The 18,816-nt window shown below is 46.3% G+C and carries 18 protein-coding genes; 10 read left to right on the top strand and 8 right to left on the bottom strand.

The window, feature by feature from the left end:
* Window positions 1-133 precede the first annotated feature (133 nt).
* Genes DFP77_RS15430 through puuE form a run of 3 tightly spaced genes read left to right on the top strand, consistent with a single transcriptional unit; the run spans window position 134 to window position 2,524 of the window.
* Complete coding sequence (locus DFP77_RS15430; RefSeq protein ID WP_114413126.1) at window positions 134-799, top strand: GntR family transcriptional regulator; 666 nt, start codon at window positions 134-136, stop codon at window positions 797-799.
* Between the two features lie 26 nt (window positions 800-825).
* Entirely contained in the window at window positions 826-1,557 is a 732-nt protein-coding gene (locus tag DFP77_RS15425; protein ID WP_114413125.1) for an aspartate/glutamate racemase family protein, read from the top strand.
* 40 nt (window positions 1,558-1,597) lie between these two features.
* Entirely contained in the window at window positions 1,598-2,524 is a 927-nt protein-coding gene (gene puuE, locus DFP77_RS15420; protein ID WP_114413124.1) for an allantoinase PuuE, read from the top strand.
* A 63-nt stretch (window positions 2,525-2,587) separates the two neighbouring features.
* Here the strand turns inward: puuE and DFP77_RS15415 are convergent, their stop codons facing one another.
* On the bottom strand, window positions 2,588-3,421 hold the full coding sequence (locus DFP77_RS15415) for a helix-turn-helix domain-containing protein (protein ID WP_114413123.1): 834 nt from the start codon (window positions 3,419-3,421) through the stop codon (window positions 2,588-2,590).
* Window positions 3,422-3,691: 270 nt separating this feature from the next.
* Between DFP77_RS15415 and DFP77_RS15410 the strand changes: the two genes are divergently transcribed.
* The 5 genes from DFP77_RS15410 to DFP77_RS19885 all read left to right on the top strand — a co-directional run bounded on the left by DFP77_RS15410 (window position 3,692) and on the right by DFP77_RS19885 (window position 9,324).
* Window positions 3,692-4,831 carry an ornithine cyclodeaminase family protein gene (locus tag DFP77_RS15410; protein WP_114413122.1) on the top strand — a complete coding sequence of 380 codons (1,140 nt, stop codon included), beginning with the start codon at window positions 3,692-3,694 and terminating at the stop codon, window positions 4,829-4,831.
* Between the two features lie 44 nt (window positions 4,832-4,875).
* Window positions 4,876-5,304, top strand: a complete 429-nt coding sequence (locus DFP77_RS15405; protein ID WP_114413121.1) for a Rid family hydrolase — start codon at window positions 4,876-4,878, stop codon at window positions 5,302-5,304.
* 55 nt (window positions 5,305-5,359) lie between these two features.
* Window positions 5,360-6,652, top strand: coding sequence for an NAD(P)/FAD-dependent oxidoreductase (locus DFP77_RS15400; protein ID WP_114413120.1), 1,293 nt, complete (start codon window positions 5,360-5,362; stop codon window positions 6,650-6,652).
* A 41-nt stretch (window positions 6,653-6,693) separates the two neighbouring features.
* Window positions 6,694-8,094 carry an APC family permease gene (locus tag DFP77_RS15395; RefSeq protein WP_114413119.1) on the top strand — a complete coding sequence of 467 codons (1,401 nt, stop codon included), beginning with the start codon at window positions 6,694-6,696 and terminating at the stop codon, window positions 8,092-8,094.
* Between the two features lie 150 nt (window positions 8,095-8,244).
* Window positions 8,245-9,324, top strand: a complete 1,080-nt coding sequence (locus DFP77_RS19885) for a methyl-accepting chemotaxis protein (protein ID WP_114413118.1) — start codon at window positions 8,245-8,247, stop codon at window positions 9,322-9,324.
* Window positions 9,325-9,375: 51 nt separating this feature from the next.
* On the opposite strand, the gene DFP77_RS15385 is transcribed toward DFP77_RS19885, so the two are convergent.
* The 7 genes from DFP77_RS15385 to DFP77_RS15355 form a co-directional block, all read right to left on the bottom strand.
* A complete protein-coding gene (locus DFP77_RS15385) occupies window positions 9,376-9,741 on the bottom strand; it encodes a cupin domain-containing protein (RefSeq protein ID WP_114413117.1) in 366 nt (121 codons plus the stop codon).
* 137 nt (window positions 9,742-9,878) lie between these two features.
* A complete protein-coding gene (locus tag DFP77_RS15380) occupies window positions 9,879-11,105 on the bottom strand; it encodes an allantoate amidohydrolase (protein WP_114413116.1) in 1,227 nt (408 codons plus the stop codon).
* Window positions 11,105-12,325 (bottom strand): pyridoxal-phosphate-dependent aminotransferase family protein, encoded by a 1,221-nt coding sequence (locus DFP77_RS15375; RefSeq protein WP_114413115.1) that lies wholly within the window; start codon window positions 12,323-12,325, stop codon window positions 11,105-11,107. Before DFP77_RS15375 ends, DFP77_RS15380 begins: the two co-directional genes overlap by 1 nt.
* 9 nt (window positions 12,326-12,334) lie before the next feature.
* Window positions 12,335-13,153 (bottom strand): sulfite exporter TauE/SafE family protein, encoded by an 819-nt coding sequence (locus tag DFP77_RS15370; RefSeq protein ID WP_114413114.1) that lies wholly within the window; start codon window positions 13,151-13,153, stop codon window positions 12,335-12,337.
* A 118-nt stretch (window positions 13,154-13,271) separates the two neighbouring features.
* Entirely contained in the window at window positions 13,272-14,870 is a 1,599-nt protein-coding gene (locus tag DFP77_RS15365; RefSeq protein WP_114413113.1) for a gamma-glutamyltransferase family protein, read from the bottom strand.
* A 4-nt stretch (window positions 14,871-14,874) separates the two neighbouring features.
* Complete coding sequence (locus tag DFP77_RS15360; RefSeq protein ID WP_114413112.1) at window positions 14,875-16,062, bottom strand: amidase; 1,188 nt, start codon at window positions 16,060-16,062, stop codon at window positions 14,875-14,877.
* 101 nt (window positions 16,063-16,163) lie between these two features.
* Window positions 16,164-16,982 carry a MurR/RpiR family transcriptional regulator gene (locus DFP77_RS15355; RefSeq protein ID WP_114413111.1) on the bottom strand — a complete coding sequence of 273 codons (819 nt, stop codon included), beginning with the start codon at window positions 16,980-16,982 and terminating at the stop codon, window positions 16,164-16,166.
* 344 nt (window positions 16,983-17,326) lie between these two features.
* Between DFP77_RS15355 and DFP77_RS15350 the strand changes: the two genes are divergently transcribed.
* On the top strand, window positions 17,327-18,118 hold the full coding sequence (locus DFP77_RS15350) for a transporter substrate-binding domain-containing protein (protein ID WP_114413142.1): 792 nt from the start codon (window positions 17,327-17,329) through the stop codon (window positions 18,116-18,118).
* 10 nt (window positions 18,119-18,128) lie between these two features.
* A complete protein-coding gene (locus DFP77_RS15345; RefSeq protein WP_114413110.1) occupies window positions 18,129-18,791 on the top strand; it encodes an amino acid ABC transporter permease in 663 nt (220 codons plus the stop codon).
* The last annotated feature ends 25 nt before the right edge of the window (window positions 18,792-18,816 follow it).

Raw genomic sequence — 18,816 nt, 5'->3', positions numbered from 1 at the left:
TTATTTATACACACCAGCATTGTGCACAATAAATTGATTTTTTGTTTAAGATGTACGAAACAAACTGACATGTTATATTGTCTTATCAAGCATATTTACTAAAATATCGTATACAATTTATAGAGAAATACTCATGTCGAACGACGAGAACATTTACCGACAAATACTAAAAGCCATTGTCGAACACCAATTACCTCCTGGGGCGCGTTTACCTGAAGACCGCTTATCAGAAGCATTTGGTGTAAGCCGAACAGGCATCCGCAAAGTATTGCAGCGGCTCGCCTTAGAACATTTTGTGGTGATCGAGAAAAACAAAGGCGCACAAGTAAATCACCCAAGCAAAGCAGAAGCATTAGAAGTACTAGACAGCCGCATTCTGATCGAGCCACAACTCATCCCTGCTGTATTATCTCACTGGAATTCGGCGCAGTCTCAACACTTTCGCACTATGGCGATAGAAGAAAAACGCGCAGAAGAAAGCAATCAACTAGCTGATTCTATCCAGTTAACCGCTCGCTTTCATTATGAATTGGCAACATTATCTGGCAATAAAGTACTGGCTAGTTTTATCGAACAGCTTTGTTATCGATCTTCTTTAATACTGGCGGCTTACGGTACTCGCGGCAGTGTGGGTTGCGACTGCGGCGAGCACTCGGAGCTACTGGATCTTCTTGATCAAGGAAACGCAGACAAGGCGCAAAACTGGATGAGCCATCACCTTAAACACATCAAATCCTCACTCATTCTCGAAAGCAAATCTGAAGAGCACATAGATTTCCAACAACTGTTCTCTCGTTAAACTTTTTGGTGCCTTAAAAGGACATTATGAAAATCCAACTAATCAACCCAAACACCAGCGCCGACATGACTCACGCAATGGTGCTGAGCGCGCAATCTATAGCTCTTGATAGCACCCATATTATCGCTAGCACTCCTGAACATGGCCCCAAAAGCATCGAATGCGCTTTTGATGAAGTCATTGCCAGCGCTGCTCTTCTCGATCTTATCGAACAAGGCAAACAACAAGGTGTCGACGCTCATATTATTGCTTGTTTTGGCGATCCAGCTCTAGATGCAGCGCGCGAATTAGCTGACGCACCTGTCATCGGCATTGCTGAAGCAGGTTTTCACATGGCCAGCCTGATTGCCCAGCGTTTTGGTGTTGTGACCACGCTATCTCGCACTTTACCAGCGTGTGAGCATTTACTACAAAAGTATGGTCATAAGCATCATTGTAGCGGTGTCAGAGCCACCGACATCCCTGTTTTGGCATTAGAAAATATCGACCCAGCGGCTTACTTACTACTAAAAACGGAATGCCTTGCGGCCATAGAGCAAGACGGTGCAGAAGCGATAGTATTAGGATGCGCAGGCATGTCGAGTTTGGTGGAAAAGCTGTCTGCTGAATTACCTGTTCCTATCATTGATGGCGTTGTCGCCGCGGTAAAACTGGCAGAATCATTGCATCAGTTAGGGCTACAAACCTCTAAAAAAGGTCAATACGGACAGCGCGTTAGCAAAGCTTTTACTGGGCGCTATGCCCACTGGAGTTTATAACCGCTGCTAAACGACATAAAAAAATAATGGAACACAGATAATGAAACACTATTTAGAACGCGATTACGCGGGTTATGGCCGCCAAGGGCAGCCAAACGTAAAATGGCCTAACAATGCCCGAGTTGCTGTCCAGTTTGTTTTAAACTTTGAAGAAGGCGGTGAAAACTGCGTATTGCATGGTGATGAACACGCCGAGACTTTTTTGTCCGAAATATTTGGTGCACAGCCTTTCAAAGATCGTCATATGAGCATGGAATCCCTTTACGAGTACGGCTCCCGCACTGGCGTCTGGCGTATACTTAACGAATTCGAAAAGCGTGATTTACCACTCACTGTTTTTGCCATCGCCACGGCATTACAGCGCAACCCAGAAGTGGCCAAAGCCTTTGTGGAAGGCCAACACGAAATCGTTTGTCATGGTTTAAAATGGATTCATTACCAAGACATGCCAATCGAGCAAGAACGCGAGCACATGCAACAAGCCCTTGCCTTGATCGAAGAAATCACTGGCGTGAAGCCCGCAGGCTGGTACACAGGGCGCGACTCGCCAAATACTCGCGCCTTAGTGGCCGAGCAAGCGCAACTCAAATACGATTCCGACAACTACGGCGACGACCTACCTTACTGGGTAAAGGTCGACACTCCAAATGGTGGTAGCAAACCACACCTGATCGTGCCTTACACGCTCGACTGCAACGACATGAAGTTTTCTTCGCCTTATGGATTCAACCATGCAGAGGAGTTTTTTCAATACTTGAAAGACAACTTTGATTGCTTGTATGAAGAAGGCGCGACCGCACCAAAAATGATGTCCATCGGCATGCACTGCCGAACACTCGGTAAACCAAGTCGTTTTATGGCACTGAAGAAATTCTTAGACTACGTACAATCCCACGACGACGTCTGGATTACTCGCCGTGGAGACATCGCTGATCACTGGATAGAAAACCATCCGCCAAAAATGTAATGCATAAATCAGGCGTATCGCACTACACAGGTGCAATATGTCTGATGTTTGATGTATTTTGGATCAAAAATAACGCAGTCTGCCGACGTAGGCGTCATGCTTTACTCGATGTAAATAATCCAGCGGTGTGACACTCACCAACTTTTTAAACTCTCTCAAAAAATGAGACTGATCGCTAAACCCTAGGTCACAAGCCAAATCAGAAAAAGTGACGCCTTTGCTATGATTAATGTCATAAACTGCAGACTGACAACGAATAATGCGACTAAAAGCTTTTGGTGACATGCCCATATCGGCTAGAAATTGACGCTGTATTGTTCTCGTGGTGAATCCTGTTGAAGTAGCTAAGTCCTGTATCTGGATATTCCCTTTCTGAGCAAAAATCTCACCAACTGTTTGCAGCGTCAGCACAGATAATTTTCTAGTAGATTGATTTAAATAGAAATTTTCAAACGCGTTTACTTGTTCCGAAAATATTCTCCTGCTTACAATTTTTTCAAAAGCTGACATTGCCTTTGGTGCAACATCAAGAAGGTTCAGTTGATGTTCAATTAACTCGATAGCAGAGGCATCTAAAAAATCAGGAATCACACCAGGTGCAAATCGAACACCAAAATATCGATGGTTATGAATAAATTCAGCATTCGTTGCCGATAGTGTCGTACCACACACTTTAGCCGTTGGTCGACATTCATCACAGTCAAACAAAATATCCACACACCCGTCAGGAATAGCGAGAACTTGTTCTGTCGATGGATCGGCTTCAAAACTATAAAAATGAGAAATATCTGGAATATCAGAGTGATAGAGCAAAAAATCCTGTGCAGCACCGAGTACAAACCAAGGCTGTTTAGAGTGAATACCTGATACACGATCATAAACAGAATCTTTCAACATGACTCACACCTGCCACTAAAAAAGAGAAAAAACTTCCCCTTCCCTCTGCAAGCTAAGTGCCAATTTGTAAGCGACTAACTTTTCCTATTCGTGTCGCAAAAGTTCAATACGCCAAAAAATCTAAGGCCTAGGATTCAATCCATCCGACGCTTTTTGAGCACTCAGCATTCTCTCAAAAAGCCATCGCAATCACTCATTACGACCATCGTAAAACGCGACGGAGCAGGACGTATTTTCTAATTTTTAGGTTTCTAATTTCGAGGTAATACCATGTCAGAGAGCACGAATATCGACTTCATTTACTTATCCGAACAAGACATGATCAAAGCGGGCGTGATGGACATGCCACAGTGCGTAGACACCATGGATGAAATGTTCACCTTGCTGTATACCGGAGACTACCGCATGGCAGGACCAAACAGCGATTCTCATGGCGCAATGATCACTTTTCCTGACGAATCCCCATTTCCAACCATGCCAAAGCCCACAGCCGACCGTCGCTTAATGGCGATGCCTGCGTATCTTGGCGGCAGCTTTCAAACCTCTGGTGTGAAGTGGTATGGATCCAATATAGCGAACCGAGACAAAGGCTTACCTCGCTCTATTTTGATGTTCACACTAAGCGACACTGACACTGGCGCACCAATGGCATATATGTCTGCCAATTTGCTTTCCGCTTACCGCACAGGCGCCGTTCCAGGTGTTGGTGCACGCTATCTTGCGCGTAAAGATTCTAAAGTCATTGGCTTGCTTGGACCGGGGGTGATGGGCAAAACCGCTGTGGCAGCGTTTATGGCCGTATGCCCAGAGATCGATACGATCAAGGTAAAAGGACGCGGACAAAAAAGCCTAGATGTATTCGTTGAATGGGTTAACGACACCTTTCCACAAATTACTAACGTTCATATTGTCGACTCACTTGAAGAAGTGGTACGTGGCTCAGACATTGTCACCTACTGCAACTCAGGCGTAACCGGTGATCCATCAACCTATCCCATCGTTAAACGTGAATGGGTCAAGCCTGGCACCTTCTTGGTCATGCCAGCGTATTGCAGCCTAGACGACGCCATGGAACAGAACGATGTACGCAAAGTACTCGATAACACAGGCTTGTACCAAGCTTGGTACGAGGAAGTACCAAAACCCGCACACAACTACATTCCCCTACCTGGCGTTCGATTCATGGACATGATCAAGGAAGGCAAAATCACCCTAGATGACCTAGAAGACATTGGAAAAATCACCGCAGGTGAAGCACCGGGCCGAAAAAATGATGACGAAATCATCATCATGTCCGTTGGTGGTATGCCAGTGGAAGACGTCGCTTGGGCAACCATGGTGTATCGCAATGCCATTGAGAAAAACATTGGGGTGAAACTGAACCTCTGGGAAACCCCCGTACTGAGATAACGCCTTACACATTTTTCCTTTAACTACAGGTATGAAAGATAGCTATGACAAAAATCACCAAAGTTAAAACCGGCTCGAAACTCGAAGAAATCAGCAGCTACTCACGCCTAGTATGCGTCGACAATTGGATCTTTGTTTCCAATACCGCAGGACGGAACCCTGATACCAAAGAAATCCCAGAAGACCTTCTAGAGCAAACACACCAAGTTTTTAGCAACGTTGAAGCCGCCTTAAAAACCGTCGGCGCGAGCTTAAAAGACGTGGTGATGTCGCGTGTTTTTATTCAAAACCCAGAAGATACCCACACAGTGATGGCGTTAGTGGGCGAAAAATTCCGTGGCGTAGACCCTGCGACCACAGTGACATGCCCGCCACTGGGTTCCTCGATTTACAAAATGGAACTGGAAGTCACCGCCTATCGTGGTGCGTCTAGCGCGAAAGTAGACGTAATCCATACCAACACCGCGAAATAACAAAAAGGACCCGATGATTGTCATCGAGTCTGATGAGATTTTTAGGAAGTAAATCATGACTAAAATGCTTGATGCCGTTCACACCACCAATGAATTACCGGACTCAACCAGCGTCGTTATTATCGGTGGGGGCATTGTGGGTATCACGGCGGCACTGACGCTAGCAGAACGAAATATTCCCGTCGTGTTATTAGAAAAAGGTCACATTGCGGGTGAGCAATCATCTCGCAACCTAGGTTGGATCCGTAAAACCAGCCGCCACGCCAATGATGTACCACTGGCACAGGCTGCAGACCGTCTGTGGGCTGAAATGCCAGAGCGGATTGGACAGTCAGTTGGTTATAAACAATCCGGCATTATGTTTTTAGCCAAAACAGACGAGCAAATGGCCCTTTACGAAGCATGGTCAAAGTCAGTTCAACCGCTTGCTCTGGGCTCACAACTCCTTAGCCCGAAAGAAATCGACAAACATGTTCCACATGGTCAAGGGAAGTGGGTGGGGGCTATTTATACGCCTTCAGATGGACGCGCAGAGCCCACAATTGCCACCAGTGCAATCGCCAAAGCTGCCGTGAAAAAAGGCGCCATTATCGTTCAACAATGTGCCGTACGAACGTTATCAACCACAGCAGGGAAAATCAGCGGCGTGGTCACAGAAAAAGGTGAGATTCGCTGTGAACAAGTGCTGTTAGCTGGCGGTGCATGGTCGCGCCGTTTTCTCGGAAACCTTGGAGTGTCCTTGCCGACCCTCCCCGTCATTGCGTCCGTATTAAGAACAGCGCCTGTCGAAGGCCCAACTGAGATCGCTGTTGGCGGCCCAGACTTTTCATTCCGCAAACACAAAGATGGCGGCTTTATCATCATGCAACGCGGCAAAGTGGATGCGCCAATCACCCTAGATCACCTAAAAATCGGTCTAAAATTTAGAGACCAACTCAAGCATGGCAAGGACTCTCTAAATATTGCGCTGAACGGCACCTTCTTGCGTGATTTAGCCATGCCTAGGTCATGGAATGCCAATACAAAAACCCCATTCGAACACGTTCGCGTATGCGAGCCGCAGGTGAATCATGGCCTCCTTAATGACGCTATGAATAACACCATCAATGCTTGGCCCATGTTTAAAAATACAAAAATAGAAGAATCATGGGCAGGCTTAATTGATGTGACACCGGATTCAACACCGGTGATTGACCGTATCAAAACAATACCGGGATTGACGGTAGCCACCGGTTTTTCGGGTCATGGTTTTGGTACTGGCCCTGCAGCTGGGCAACTTGCTGCAGATATTGTTTCGAATGTCCCCCCCATCGTTGACCCAAGTCCCTATCGATTCGATCGGTTCTAACGTCTACAAGATGGTTCCCTATTAACAAAAGGAACAAAAAAATGAGCAATATCACAAGTTCAGGAACGATAATGACAGCTGACTTATCAGCGAAAAATTCAAGTAAATCAAAGATGGGATTGCCAACCATGATGGCAATTTGTATCGGCTTAGTCATCGTCCAAGGTGCGATGATATCGGCTCTACAAGGCATAGGAATCGGTGGCATGGGTTTTATTGCCGCCATGGTGACAGCACTCATTCTGGCTCAATTTAATGCCATGAGCTTTGCCGAGCTATCTCTGATGTTTCCAGAAGAAGGGACGCTAGCGACATACACTCAAAAAGCCATCGGACACTTCCCTGCTATCGTTTCCGTGTTTGCAGGTTATGTCGTGGTTGCTGTGCTCGCACTGCCGGTGGAAATGTTTTTGGTCGACGCCATGCTGGGTGAGCTATTTCCAGGGATGCTGCCTGAAAAAGTTGTGCCCTTGCTCATCCTATTTGTTTTCGCCATTACCAACCTCATTGGTACTGACGTATTTGCGCGAATTCAAAACTTGCTAGCGTTTATCTTGGTCAGTGCCTTAATCATTATTGGCGCGGTGGCGATTACAGGAGCAAGTGAACCCCATCCTGAATTAAGTGGCACAACGGTGGATTGGAGTTTTGGTGGCGTGATGGATGGTAGTTTTATTGGCCTAGTTGGCTTGGCATTGTGGACCATGGTCGGTGTCGAATTTATTTGCCCGCTAATCAAAGAGGTTAAGTCTCCAACCAAAAATATTCCTCGCGCTATGCACCTGTCTTTATTGATGATTTTCTTAATATTCAGCGCCTTTGTGTACGGAGCAAGCCTCTATCTGAATACTGAAGAACTAGTTGGCGCGCCTCTGCCTTTCTTGGATTATGCCAGCGCTGTATTTGGCAAGAGTGGTTTAGTCATTGCGACCATCATGGCATTGGCCGCCACATGTAGCACGATGAATACGATTCTGGCTGCCGTTCCAAGAATGTTGCAAGGCATGGCACAACAAGGTCAAGCTTTCCCACAACTTAAAGCAAAAAATCGCTTTGATGCACCTTGGGTTGGCATTCTGATGATTACAGGTTTAACGACAATTCCATACTTTGCATTAGGAATTGACTCACTGATTACTCTCGTGATCGCAGCAACAACAAGTTGGCTGTTGGCTTACATTGTGGCACATATCAACGTTATCGTTTTACGTAAACGCATGCCTAATCATGCTCGACCATATCGCACACCGTTTTACCCACTTCCACAAATATTGGGGATTGGAGCCATGTTGTATGTCGCTTTAAACAATTCACCATCACCAGAAATGACGGAAATGGTGTACACCATTACCGGCGGCATATTATTGGTGCTGTGTATTATCGGTGCTATTTGGGTGAAATTCTTCATGAAGCGAGGCTTGTTTGAGCCTGACAGCCAGTAACACCTAATCACCCGCCTGTTCATGGCTTAACTTTTTCCAATTTAAAAGCGTCTGTGTCACCGCCTCCCAACATAGACATGGGCGCTTTTCTTTCATCATGTTATGCCATGGGCAAACACCAACCGTTTTTATACTTAAAGGACAGTGCCTATGTGGTTTGGCAAAAAGCGCATTCAAATACTAGAAAATGAACTGGCTACACTCCACGCTGAGAAGCGAGTTTTGGAACAGAAAATCACCAAATTAACAACGGATATTGCCTCACACGAGGAAAAAGCGCTATCGACTCCCTTAACGAAAATGGACGATCGATTTTTAGCGCCTCAACAAGATATCATTGAAAGCGCATTATCTGCGCTTAACCAAATATCTGAACTATTGTTTGAACCAATGAGCGCGTCAGAAGGCAGCAATCAAGATATTCAGCAAAACAAAGAAGCAATCAACAAATTAACCAAAGCACTCGCTGAAATTGCATCCCAAACTAAACTAAGCCTAGAAGATGTCAATGGACTGAAAGACATAGCCAATGAAATCAAAGGCTTTACCGATACTATTCAAAGTATCTCGGAACAAACTAACCTATTGGCATTGAATGCTGCCATTGAAGCGGCGCGAGCAGGTGAACATGGTCGTGGATTTGCAGTGGTCGCAGACGAAGTCAGATCCTTAGCGACCAAAGCCAAAGATTCCAGCGAACACATTTCAGCTCTTGTCCATCGCATCGATAACCGAACAATAAAAGTCAGTCAACAGATAGAGTCGCTACACCGCGCCACATTAGATGTCAGCCGTTCTTGTGACGACCTAGATACGTCTTTTCAAAAAACCGCTGAAAGTACTCAAACATTAATGGAAGTTGGCTATAAATCCATGGCGTTTGCACATACATCATCAGCGCTACTTGAACTGAACTGTTGGAAGTCAAACTACCTAATCTCTGCATTAAAAGGCAATATTCAAACACAGCCAGTCAACATAAAAGAGACGGCTTTTGGGGACTGGTATTTCAACGGCACAGATAACGAATTCGATTTTAGAAAAACACCGAATTTTATTCGTATTGGTCACGAGTTAGAACAAATCAATCAACTCACCCAAAAAATGGCTCAGACAAGTACAGAAAAGATAGATCACTTAGCCGAATTAGAAAACGGCGTAGTCAAACACATTAAAGCCATTCACCAAGGCTTAAAAGAGTCTCAAAAATTCCTATTCTCACACCTCTAAATCAAAGGGCCTTACGCCCTTTGATTCTTGTCAGTTATCACGCAAGATAACTTAAAACACCACGTCTTCGGGCACAGTAACAAAAATAGAATGTCTTACTTCGTTGAATAATGCCTTACTGCAATGGCCTTCGCCTTCGGTGTCTTCTAACAAGACCACATCACCCGCGCCAAACTGACGAGTTTCACCGGACGATACTGTAAACTCACAACGCCCTTTGATGATAAACAACAACTGACGCTGTGGCGCTGGGTGCCATTTAAAATCATAGTCACTTGGGGTTTCACGAAACATCATTTCCCCCACAGGAAAACGCTCCGACAAAAAGCCAATTGGGCCACCATCACGAACATCAACATTCAAATCACCGAAGTGACTCTTGCCCTGATCATCGTTAAAAATGCGCGTAAATTGCATTGAATATTCCTCTATTTGCCGTAATTCTATTTACCGTAATAATAAGGCTAGTTTCCCAGCATAACGCCAGAGCGATTCTTCGAGCTTGCTCGGGGAGCGAAGCGTGATACTGGGTTCAGTACAAAAGGAGTGGGGCGTCACACCAAATTCTGTATCGCATGGCTCAGCACCGCCAAGGTCACGGCTACATCGGGCGTGTCAATCGCTTCCGCTGGATGATGGCTAATGCCTTTCTCGCAGCGCATGAACAACATGGCCACAGGACAAATGTCAGCAATCGCCATGGCGTCATGTCCCGCACCAGAGAACAAGGTATGAACGGGGATGTTCTGTGATTCGATGGCGTTACGGAGCACGCTTTGTAGCTTGGCGTCACAATGTACAGCGTTAGCAGCATGGGTCGCTTTGCGCTCAATGCCCACGTTACGACGAGCGGCAATGGCGTCTAATTTCAGCAAGATCTCATCGAGCGCGACGTCTCGTTTATCATCAAATTCGCTGCGAATATCGAGGGAAAAGCCGGTGTTACCAGAAATCACATTCACGCCATTGGGACGATTTTGAATGCGGCCGACTGTAGCAACAATACCATGATTTTGAGCAACTCTTTCTACAGCAAGAATCATTTCACTGCTGGCACAAAGGGCATCTTGGCGCAGATTCATTGGCACTGTGCCCGCGTGTCCTGCCATGCCGGTAATATTAAATTCAAAGCGCTTTGCCCCGGCGATGGCACTGACCACGCCGACGGGCAAGTCTAAATCTTCTAGCACTGGTCCTTGCTCAATATGCAGTTCAAGGTAACCAAGTAAGTTATCGGTTGAGATGGCCGCATTGGGAATACTCGCAAAGTCCGAACCAAAGTCTTTCAGTGCTTGCGATAAGCTGATGCCATCGCTGTCTTTCACATCGGCCCAGCTTGCAGGCCATTGACCCGTTAGAGCACGACTGCCCAGCAAGGTAGAGCTGAAACGCGTGCCCTCCTCGTCACCAAATCCCACCACATCGAGGTGAAACGGCAGACGAATACCTGCTTGGTTCATGGCTGCTATCAAGGTAACAGGCGTAATCACACCTAACATTCCGTCATATTGACCACCATTTGGCACCGTATCCAAATGGCTGCCCATGATAAAGCGAGGAGCTTGTGGATCGGCTGCTTGCCAGCGCCCCCAAAGGTTGCCCGCTTCATCTTGCCAGGTTTGCATGCCTGCTTCTTGCATCCAGCCGCCCACCAATCCATTGGCTTGTTTGTGTTCTTTGGTGAGATAGCGACGATCTAGACAATCGTCGCTTTGACTGATTTTGCCAAGTTCGTCACAGCGGTCCATGACCAACTGAGCGAGTTTGCCGTAATCTGTCATTATTTTTCTCCTGCGTAAACCGACATGGCCGCGTCTACCGCAGCGCCGGCTGGTAACGCAAAACCAGCACGACGAAGTACGGTTTCTAGCGACTGCAAGGTATGCAAAACAGCGTCTTGGCGAGCGTTATAACCCATGGTGCCAATGCGCCATACTTTGCCTTTTAATGGGCCAAAGCTGGTGCCTATTTCGATGTTAAAGATGTTTAGCAAATCATGGCGAATTTGTTCACCATCGACGTTGTCAGGAATATGTACGCCTACTACGTTGCTCATCTTGTGTTTCAAATCACCAAATGGCTTTAACCCCATAGCTAGAACACCTTGCAGCATGGCGTTGCCAGCCAACTGATGGCGCTGAATCACCGCATCTTGGCCTTCGCTAAGTAGCTGAATCGCACACTCACGAGAACCAAATAACATGGTTGCCGCTTCCGTATGGTGGTTCAAACGCTCATCGCCCCAATAATCCATGATCATAGGCAAATCAAAGTAGTTAGAACGAATACGCATGCCAGACGAACCTTGATGATGAGCATCACGAATCCCCGCTTCCACATGGGCTCTTTTACGCACACAAGACACAAAGCGGTCGCTCAAGGTAATTGGCGCGCTGCCTGATGGCCCGCCCAAGCATTTTTGTAACCCAACCGAAACCGCATCGATTTTCCACGCGTCCACTTCCAACGGGTTACCACCAATCGATGCCGTAGCATCGGTATAAAACAACACATCATGAGCGCGACAAATATCGCCTAGCTCTTCTAATGGCTGAAACATGGTGGTCGAAGTATCGCCCTGTACAATCGCCAATAATTTTGGCTGTACTTTCTTGATCGCGTCTTCAATTTGCTGAGGATCAAACACTTCCCCCCAAGGCACTTCGATGGTGTGAACTTCCGCATCAGCGCGCTCAGCAATCTCAGCCAACAAGTGACCAAAACGACCAAAGATAGGAATCAGTACTTTATCGCCTGGTTCTAAGCAAGACACCAAAGCCGCTTCAATACCCGCACGAGACGTACCATCTATCAAAAAGGTTTGCTGGTTTTTGGTATTAAAAACTCGGCGATACAATTCCATGACTTCGTTCATGTAACTGGTCATGGTCGGATCATATTGGCCCACTAACTGAGTCGACATAGCCGACAACACGCGTGGATAGCAGTTAATTGGCCCTGGACCCATTAATAATCTTGGAGGTAATGAAAGCGGCTGCATAATGATCTCCTAACCTAAAACCTGATAAAGCATTTTGATGCCTGTGAAAATCAACACGACAGCGAAGACTTTCTTCAATTTGGCTGCGTCTAAGCGATGCGCTAATCCCGCGCCAACAGGAGCAAACAAAACCGTCAATGGAATGATACAAGCTGCGCCAATCAAGTTAACCAAGCCGACAGTACCGTAAGGGGAGTCAATTGGGCTTTGTCCGAAGATCAACATGGTCAAGGCTGCTGGCAAGGAAATGATCAAGCCTACTGCCGCCGCAGTACCGACAGCACGGTGCGCAGGGTAGTTACAGAAGGTCAGCATAGGAACCGTTAACGTACCGCCGCCAATACCTACCATAGAGCTGAAGAAACCAACACAGGTCGCCATCACGCCTTGACCAGCATTACCCGGTAAAGATTTGAACATGCTGTCTTTTTTGCCCAGCAACATATTCAATGCCGACAAAGTCGCAATAATACCGAACAACAGAGTCAACCATTCGCCATCAACACGAGTCACCACAAAACTACCGATCATTACGCCTAAAAAGATAAAAAAGCCCCAACGCTTCAGCAGATCGAAATCCACGTTGCCTTTGGCTTTATGGGCGCGAATTGAACTAATAGAGGTCGGAATAATGGTCGCTAGAGACGTCGCTGTTGCCACCAGCATGGCGGTATCCGCACTGACACCCAAGCCTTGATACAAGAAAAACAACACCGGCACGATAACGATACCGCCGCCGACACCCAACAAACCGGCTAAAATACCGCCAACCACACCCGTGGCCATCATGGCGAGAATCATGGAATAGTTTTCCATTATGAATGACATGTTTCTGTTTTCTCCTAAGTAAAATAACCAAAAAAAGTATTACTAGATCAAGGTGTTACCAAACCATCGTAATACTAATCGAACATAGTACTCGATAATCTAAAGCTCGATAATCACGTTACTTGATAAAATCACCAAAGATGGCTGAACCATCACTGCGCGGATCGGTTGCGGCATCGGTATGTCCCTCTGGATGAAGCACAACCGCACCAGCGTGACCCATTAATTCATTTTGCGAGTCGACGATGACTAGATCATGTCCGCGTTGCACCAATTCATCCGCAGCGATATCAGCAAAGTCACGCTCTATTTTCAAATTATGACTTACATCGCCCCACGTTCGACCGAGCAACCAACGACCTTCGCTAATGGCTCGACCCAACGGCATCTGGTGATAAACATAACGGCTAAACAAAGCGGCTTGCGTCTGTGGCTGCCCTTCTCCCCCCATGGTGCCGTAGCTCATACGACGACCATCGTTTAGTTCAGCAAACGCTGGATTCAGCGTATGAAAAGGTTTTAAATTCGGCCCAAGTTCTTGCAAAGAGCCTTTTTCAAGAGAAAACGACGAGCCGCGGTTGTTCCACACAATACCAGTGGAAGGACTCACCACACCGCTACCAAATTCCCAATACAAACTCTGAATATAGCTGACCATACGGCCTTCACTGTCACAGGCGCCCATCCAAATAGTGTCACCATGCTTGGCTTGATGAGGCCAAGGCTGCGCACGCTCTAAAGCAATCTCGTGACACATTTTTTCCAGTTGCTCATCATCCAGTAAAGATGACAGGTCCATTGCTAAACGGGACTCGTCAGTGACAAATTGATTACGGGCAATAAAGGCTTGTTTGGTGCATTCAATTAACAAATGTGCCATGTCTGTCGCGGTTTTACCTTGCGTATAAAGCTTGTCATACAAGGCCAAAATCAATAAAGACGCGATGCCTTGTGTCGGTGCTGGCAGATTATAAAGAGAGCCGACGCTGGTTTTGACCTGCAAAGGTTCTACGCATTTTGCCTGATAAGAATGAAAATCCGCCAAGCGAATCGGCGAGCCTGCGCTGGCTAAATCTTTCGCCAAACGTTTGGCAATATCGCCGTGATAAAAATCGTCTAAGCCTTTTTCAGCTAACTGTTCCAGCGTTTTTGCCAGTACTGGCAAAGTCAACGTATCGCCCTCTTTATAGAGGCCACTAGCGTTCAAAAATGCCTCAGAAAAACCCTGAACACCAACTAAGTCAGCAAAGGTTTTTTTGCTGGCATCAACATAAGTTTTCGTCACTTTGCTGCCGTTTTTCGCTAATTGAATGGCATCATCAAGCAAGGTCGATAAAGGTAAGTTTTGTGCGTTAGAGGCGGCTTGCCAAGCTTGACTCACCGCCAAAGCTTCTTGCCAACCCGCTACTGCACCGGCCATAGTCACAGCGGCTTTGCCGTCTCGGGCTGGAATGCTGTCGTAGCCGTGATAAAAATCCAGCGTGGCTAATTCAGCGGCTTTCCCTGAAGCATCGATACCGACTGGTGTTTTTCCCGGCTCGCTGATCAACCAAAAACCATCGCCACCCAAGCCATTCATGTGTGGATACACCACGGCAATCGTCGCCGCGGAAGCCACCATGGCTTCTATCGCTGTGCCACCTTGTTTAAGGATTTTTTGCCCTGTTTCTGTGGCTTTAAAGTGCGGCGCAGTAAAAGCGATCTCGTTCTTTTTCATGACGCTACTCCATTAAGGTTTTTGCGAATTCAATTAGCGCCAAATCTGTACCTTTTGAACTCACTAAAGACAAGCCACATGGCGCACCATGTAAGGTACAAACAGGCAGATGCAATTGCGGCAAACCAGCTAGTCCAGCAATGGCTGTAATGTCCATCAACTGATTACGATAGGTCGCGAGTTCATCATCGGCCGCATCAAATAATGGCGCTAAACCTGGCGTGGTGGGAATAATAAGCACCGCCCCTTCAATTTCATTTTCTAGCCAATTGCTAAAGCGCTGTCTTTGTTGTTTCGCAGTAGCCACTTCCGCCTCAGAAATAGTTTGACACCACTCAAAACGTGACTGAATATCTGGCGCAAATACACCATCAAGACCTTCTAAACTCTTGATCCATTTACCATGTTCGTGCCAAATTTCTGCGCCTTGTAAGGTTCGAAATGTCTCGCTGGTTTTCCACACTTTAGTGTCGATTACGACGGAAGATTCTTTGGGAAAGCGACCTTGTTCACGCCATGTTTGAAGCTGAATATTTAGCTCTTTCACGTGCTCAACTTGATCGATTAAATTCTTAGCAATCAATATGTTATTAAATTCTTTCGGCGGTTTGTTTTTAAGCAAAACGCTAGCTGTTTTCGCTAATGTATCTAAGTCTCTGGTGAGCCAACCTACCGTATCAAAAGACGGCGCAAGAGCGACCATACTGTCTGATGGAATCACGCCATGGGTCGGACGTAATCCAAATAAACCGTTATAGCTTGCTGGCACGCGAATCGAGCCGCCAGTGTCTGTGCCTAACCCTATATCAGCAAGATCCGCCGCAACGGCCACCGCCGAACCCGATGACGACCCGCCTGGGAGACGATTAGGTGTCATCGGGTTTGAGGGTGTTCCGTAATGAATATTTTGGCCATTAAGGCTGTAAGCCAACTCATCAGTAATGGTTTTTCCACAAAAAATCGCGCCATTATTCAGCAAAGCAGCAACGCTGGAAGACGTTTTTGTCGGGATAGGATGAGTCGCTAACCAAGTTGGGTTGCCTGCGGAAGTCGGCAGTTCTGCCATATGAAACAAGTCTTTCACCGCCAAACGTAAATCGCTTAATGGCAACAAAGAATCGTCAGAGGAACTATCATTCCAAGTCGTTTCACTTAAATTGATAAAAGGATTTTGTACAATAAAATGTTTCATATGTCCTCCGCTTGTGTAGAACACATGAAACAATCGTTTCAGCATCCTGTCAACTGAAACGAAAAATAAATCTATTTTTTCTGCAAAAGTATCAAAGACCGTTAAGGCTCCAATTCATCCAAATCTTCATACAATACCGAAATCGCCTGCGTCTGGCGGCTAGCCGCATCGCCCAGAACACCAAACACGCGATTACACAGCATGGAGATCAAGCTCATTGGCGCTGCGTAGCTGTCGAATGGGCTTTCGTTACCAAGGTGACACACCAGTACATGGGACACTTGTTGATTATAAACCTGGCCTGTTGGATCGGTAATCAAGATGGTATTTCGGCCTTGCAAAGCTTCTACGATTTGTTTGAACTGGCGGGTACGACGTCTAAACCCCAGCAAGACAACCACTTCATCATCCAGAATATCGTGTAGGTCTTCCCCCAAAGTTTGCCCCGGCTGTGGCAATAAGCGCACAGAATGACGTACCTGTTGCAACTGCTGACGAAAATGCAACGCCAACGGATAAGCATTACGAAAACCGATCAAGGTGACTCGGCTTGCTTTAGCTAATCGTTCGCTGATCTCATTCAGAGTCTCTGGTCGTAATCCTTCAAAGGTTAACGACAAGTTTTTTAGCTCTTGTGCGGTTTGATCCAAAGACGAACCTTGGGTGAATATCGGCACGCCACTTTCGCGCAGAGCTAATTGCGCTTGCTTCGCGCCTTGCTGAGAATCATAACCAAGCTGGCGAAAGAAACGACTCACTGTCGCTTTTGACGTATTGGTGTTATCCGCAATCTCGGCAGACGTTTGACTCACAATCGCCAAGGGATTCTGTTGTAAGTAATTCGCTATGGATCGCGCTGATGGAGACAGCGTTGGGTAAGTCTGCTCGATCAGGGATAGCACATCCTGCTTTGTCGCCACGGGTTAACCTCTATTCGGGGATATTTTGCTCTACGGTAATCGATTATCGTTAAGCTGCCAACTTAGATTAATGCTTTGATAGCGCCTTATGTAATTTGATAACTAGAAAATACAGTAACGCACCAAAAAAGCATGGCCGCCCAGCTATAGTGCGCCAAATAAATACTAGAACCTTCTTCCATTGTAGAGCCTAGCACCTCACTCTTTCTTGATAACGCGCTTCACACTTATTATGCTGCGATTTGTTACATAAATCAGCATTAAAGAAACTTTTGTTTCATATTGGCATGACTGTTGCAAATTGTGTTTCAGGCATTCACAAAATGAAACAGGACTCCCCAACCATGAAAAGATTAACAAAATTGCTTAGCAAAACTTTAATCATTGCGGCTAGCTTCAGTGTACTAAGCGCAAGCGCTGATGTGCTGCAAGACATCAAAGATCGCAACCTTATTCGTATCGCTGTTCCTCAAGACTTCCCTCCATTTGGCTCCATTGGTACCGACTTGAAACCACAAGGCATCGACGTGGACATGGCGAATTACATCGCGAAAGAAATGGGCGTAAAAATCGAAATCGTCCCAGTCACCAGCGCCAACCGCATTCCTTACCTACAAACTAAAAAAGTAGATTTGGTTATTTCGAGCCTTGGTAAAAACCCAGAGCGTGAAAAAGCCATCGACTTTTCAACGCCTTATGCGCCCTTCTTCTTAGGCGTATTCGGCTCTAAAGAGGTTGCTGTGACAAAAATTAGCGAACTAGAAGACAAAACCGTAGGCGTTACTCGCGGGTCAGTAGAAGATTTAGAGCTTGAGAAAAACGCACCGGAATCTGTCAACGTACGACGCTTTGAAGACAACAACACCACACTAACCGCTTACCTATCAGGTCAAGTTAATTTGATTGCTACTGGTAACTTGGTTGCCGCTGAAATTGCGAAACGTCAGCCACAACGCGCACCAGAAAGTAAATTCATGCTGAAAGACTCACCTTGTTACATTGGTATGGCAAAAGGCGAAACGGCTCTACAAGCTAAAGTGAACGAGCTGATCAAAGGCGCCTTGGCATCGGGTGAACTCAACGACATTTCAATGAAATGGCTAAAAGCACCACTACCTAAAGGCTTCGGCGCATAAGGCTTTCGTTATGTTGTATTTCTCTGATCTATTGCAATACAGCGACGTGTTTCTCAGTGGTTTAAAAACCACTGTTGAACTCACTGTACTGACAACGATCTTGGGCGTGGCATTGGGAACAGCCTGCGCGACGATTCGCCAATACGGCAACCGAGCCAGTCAACGAGTCGTCAGTGTATATGTGGAACTTATTCGTAACACGCCGTTCATTGTTCAGCTCTTTTTTATCTTCTTTGGTCTTCCTGCTATTGGCATGATGTTGTCGCCATGGGAAGCCAGCATGATTGCTCTGACCATTAACCTTGGCGCGTACAGCACAGAAATCATTCGTGCAGGTCTTGCTAGTATTTCCAAAGGCCAAATCGAGGCAGCAAAAGTGTTAGGTCTGAACTTTCGCCAAACACTGACGCGCGTGATCTTCGTTCCGGCATTTGAAAAGATTTACCCAGCTCTCACCAGCCAATGCATCATCGTCATGCTGGGTTCTGCGGTTATTTCTCAGATCTCGGTGCAAGACTTAACCTACGCCGCCAACCTTGTGCAATCACGTAACTTTCGTGCTTTTGAAAGCTACTTGGTGACCGCCTTGATGTACCTAGGTTTGTCTATTCTGCTGCGATTTGCTTTCAACGCTTTAGGAAAACGCCTATTTGCTTATCGTACAGCCGATTAAGAGGCTCTCGATGAAAAGCAAAATG

The sequence above is a fragment of the Marinomonas foliarum genome, from assembly GCF_003337275.1.
Lineage (GTDB): Bacteria > Pseudomonadota > Gammaproteobacteria > Pseudomonadales > Marinomonadaceae > Marinomonas > Marinomonas foliarum.
Note: the sequence above shows the minus strand (reverse complement) of the source record. Positions and strands in the feature narration are given on the sequence as shown.

What these genes read in the sequence shown, in the direction of transcription:
- DFP77_RS15400 (WP_114413120.1), top strand. Translation starts at nt 5,360, where the DNA reads ATGACTAAAATGCTTGATGCCGTTCACACCACCAATGAATTACCGGAC.
- DFP77_RS15365 (WP_114413113.1), bottom strand. Translation starts at nt 14,870, where the DNA reads ATGAAAAAGAACGAGATCGCTTTTACTGCGCCGCACTTTAAAGCCACA.
- DFP77_RS15380 (WP_114413116.1), bottom strand. Translation starts at nt 11,105, where the DNA reads ATGACAGATTACGGCAAACTCGCTCAGTTGGTCATGGACCGCTGTGAC.
- DFP77_RS15410 (WP_114413122.1), top strand. Translation starts at nt 3,692, where the DNA reads ATGTCAGAGAGCACGAATATCGACTTCATTTACTTATCCGAACAAGAC.
- DFP77_RS15385 (WP_114413117.1), bottom strand. Translation starts at nt 9,741, where the DNA reads ATGCAATTTACGCGCATTTTTAACGATGATCAGGGCAAGAGTCACTTC.
- DFP77_RS15415 (WP_114413123.1), bottom strand. Translation starts at nt 3,421, where the DNA reads ATGTTGAAAGATTCTGTTTATGATCGTGTATCAGGTATTCACTCTAAA.
- DFP77_RS15345 (WP_114413110.1), top strand. Translation starts at nt 18,129, where the DNA reads ATGTTGTATTTCTCTGATCTATTGCAATACAGCGACGTGTTTCTCAGT.
- DFP77_RS15370 (WP_114413114.1), bottom strand. Translation starts at nt 13,153, where the DNA reads ATGTCATTCATAATGGAAAACTATTCCATGATTCTCGCCATGATGGCC.
- DFP77_RS15405 (WP_114413121.1), top strand. Translation starts at nt 4,876, where the DNA reads ATGACAAAAATCACCAAAGTTAAAACCGGCTCGAAACTCGAAGAAATC.
- DFP77_RS15425 (WP_114413125.1), top strand. Translation starts at nt 826, where the DNA reads ATGAAAATCCAACTAATCAACCCAAACACCAGCGCCGACATGACTCAC.
- puuE (WP_114413124.1), top strand. Translation starts at nt 1,598, where the DNA reads ATGAAACACTATTTAGAACGCGATTACGCGGGTTATGGCCGCCAAGGG.
- DFP77_RS15395 (WP_114413119.1), top strand. Translation starts at nt 6,694, where the DNA reads ATGAGCAATATCACAAGTTCAGGAACGATAATGACAGCTGACTTATCA.
- DFP77_RS15375 (WP_114413115.1), bottom strand. Translation starts at nt 12,325, where the DNA reads ATGCAGCCGCTTTCATTACCTCCAAGATTATTAATGGGTCCAGGGCCA.
- DFP77_RS15430 (WP_114413126.1), top strand. Translation starts at nt 134, where the DNA reads ATGTCGAACGACGAGAACATTTACCGACAAATACTAAAAGCCATTGTC.
- DFP77_RS15360 (WP_114413112.1), bottom strand. Translation starts at nt 16,062, where the DNA reads ATGAAACATTTTATTGTACAAAATCCTTTTATCAATTTAAGTGAAACG.
- DFP77_RS19885 (WP_114413118.1), top strand. Translation starts at nt 8,245, where the DNA reads ATGTGGTTTGGCAAAAAGCGCATTCAAATACTAGAAAATGAACTGGCT.
- DFP77_RS15350 (WP_114413142.1), top strand. Translation starts at nt 17,327, where the DNA reads ATGAAAAGATTAACAAAATTGCTTAGCAAAACTTTAATCATTGCGGCT.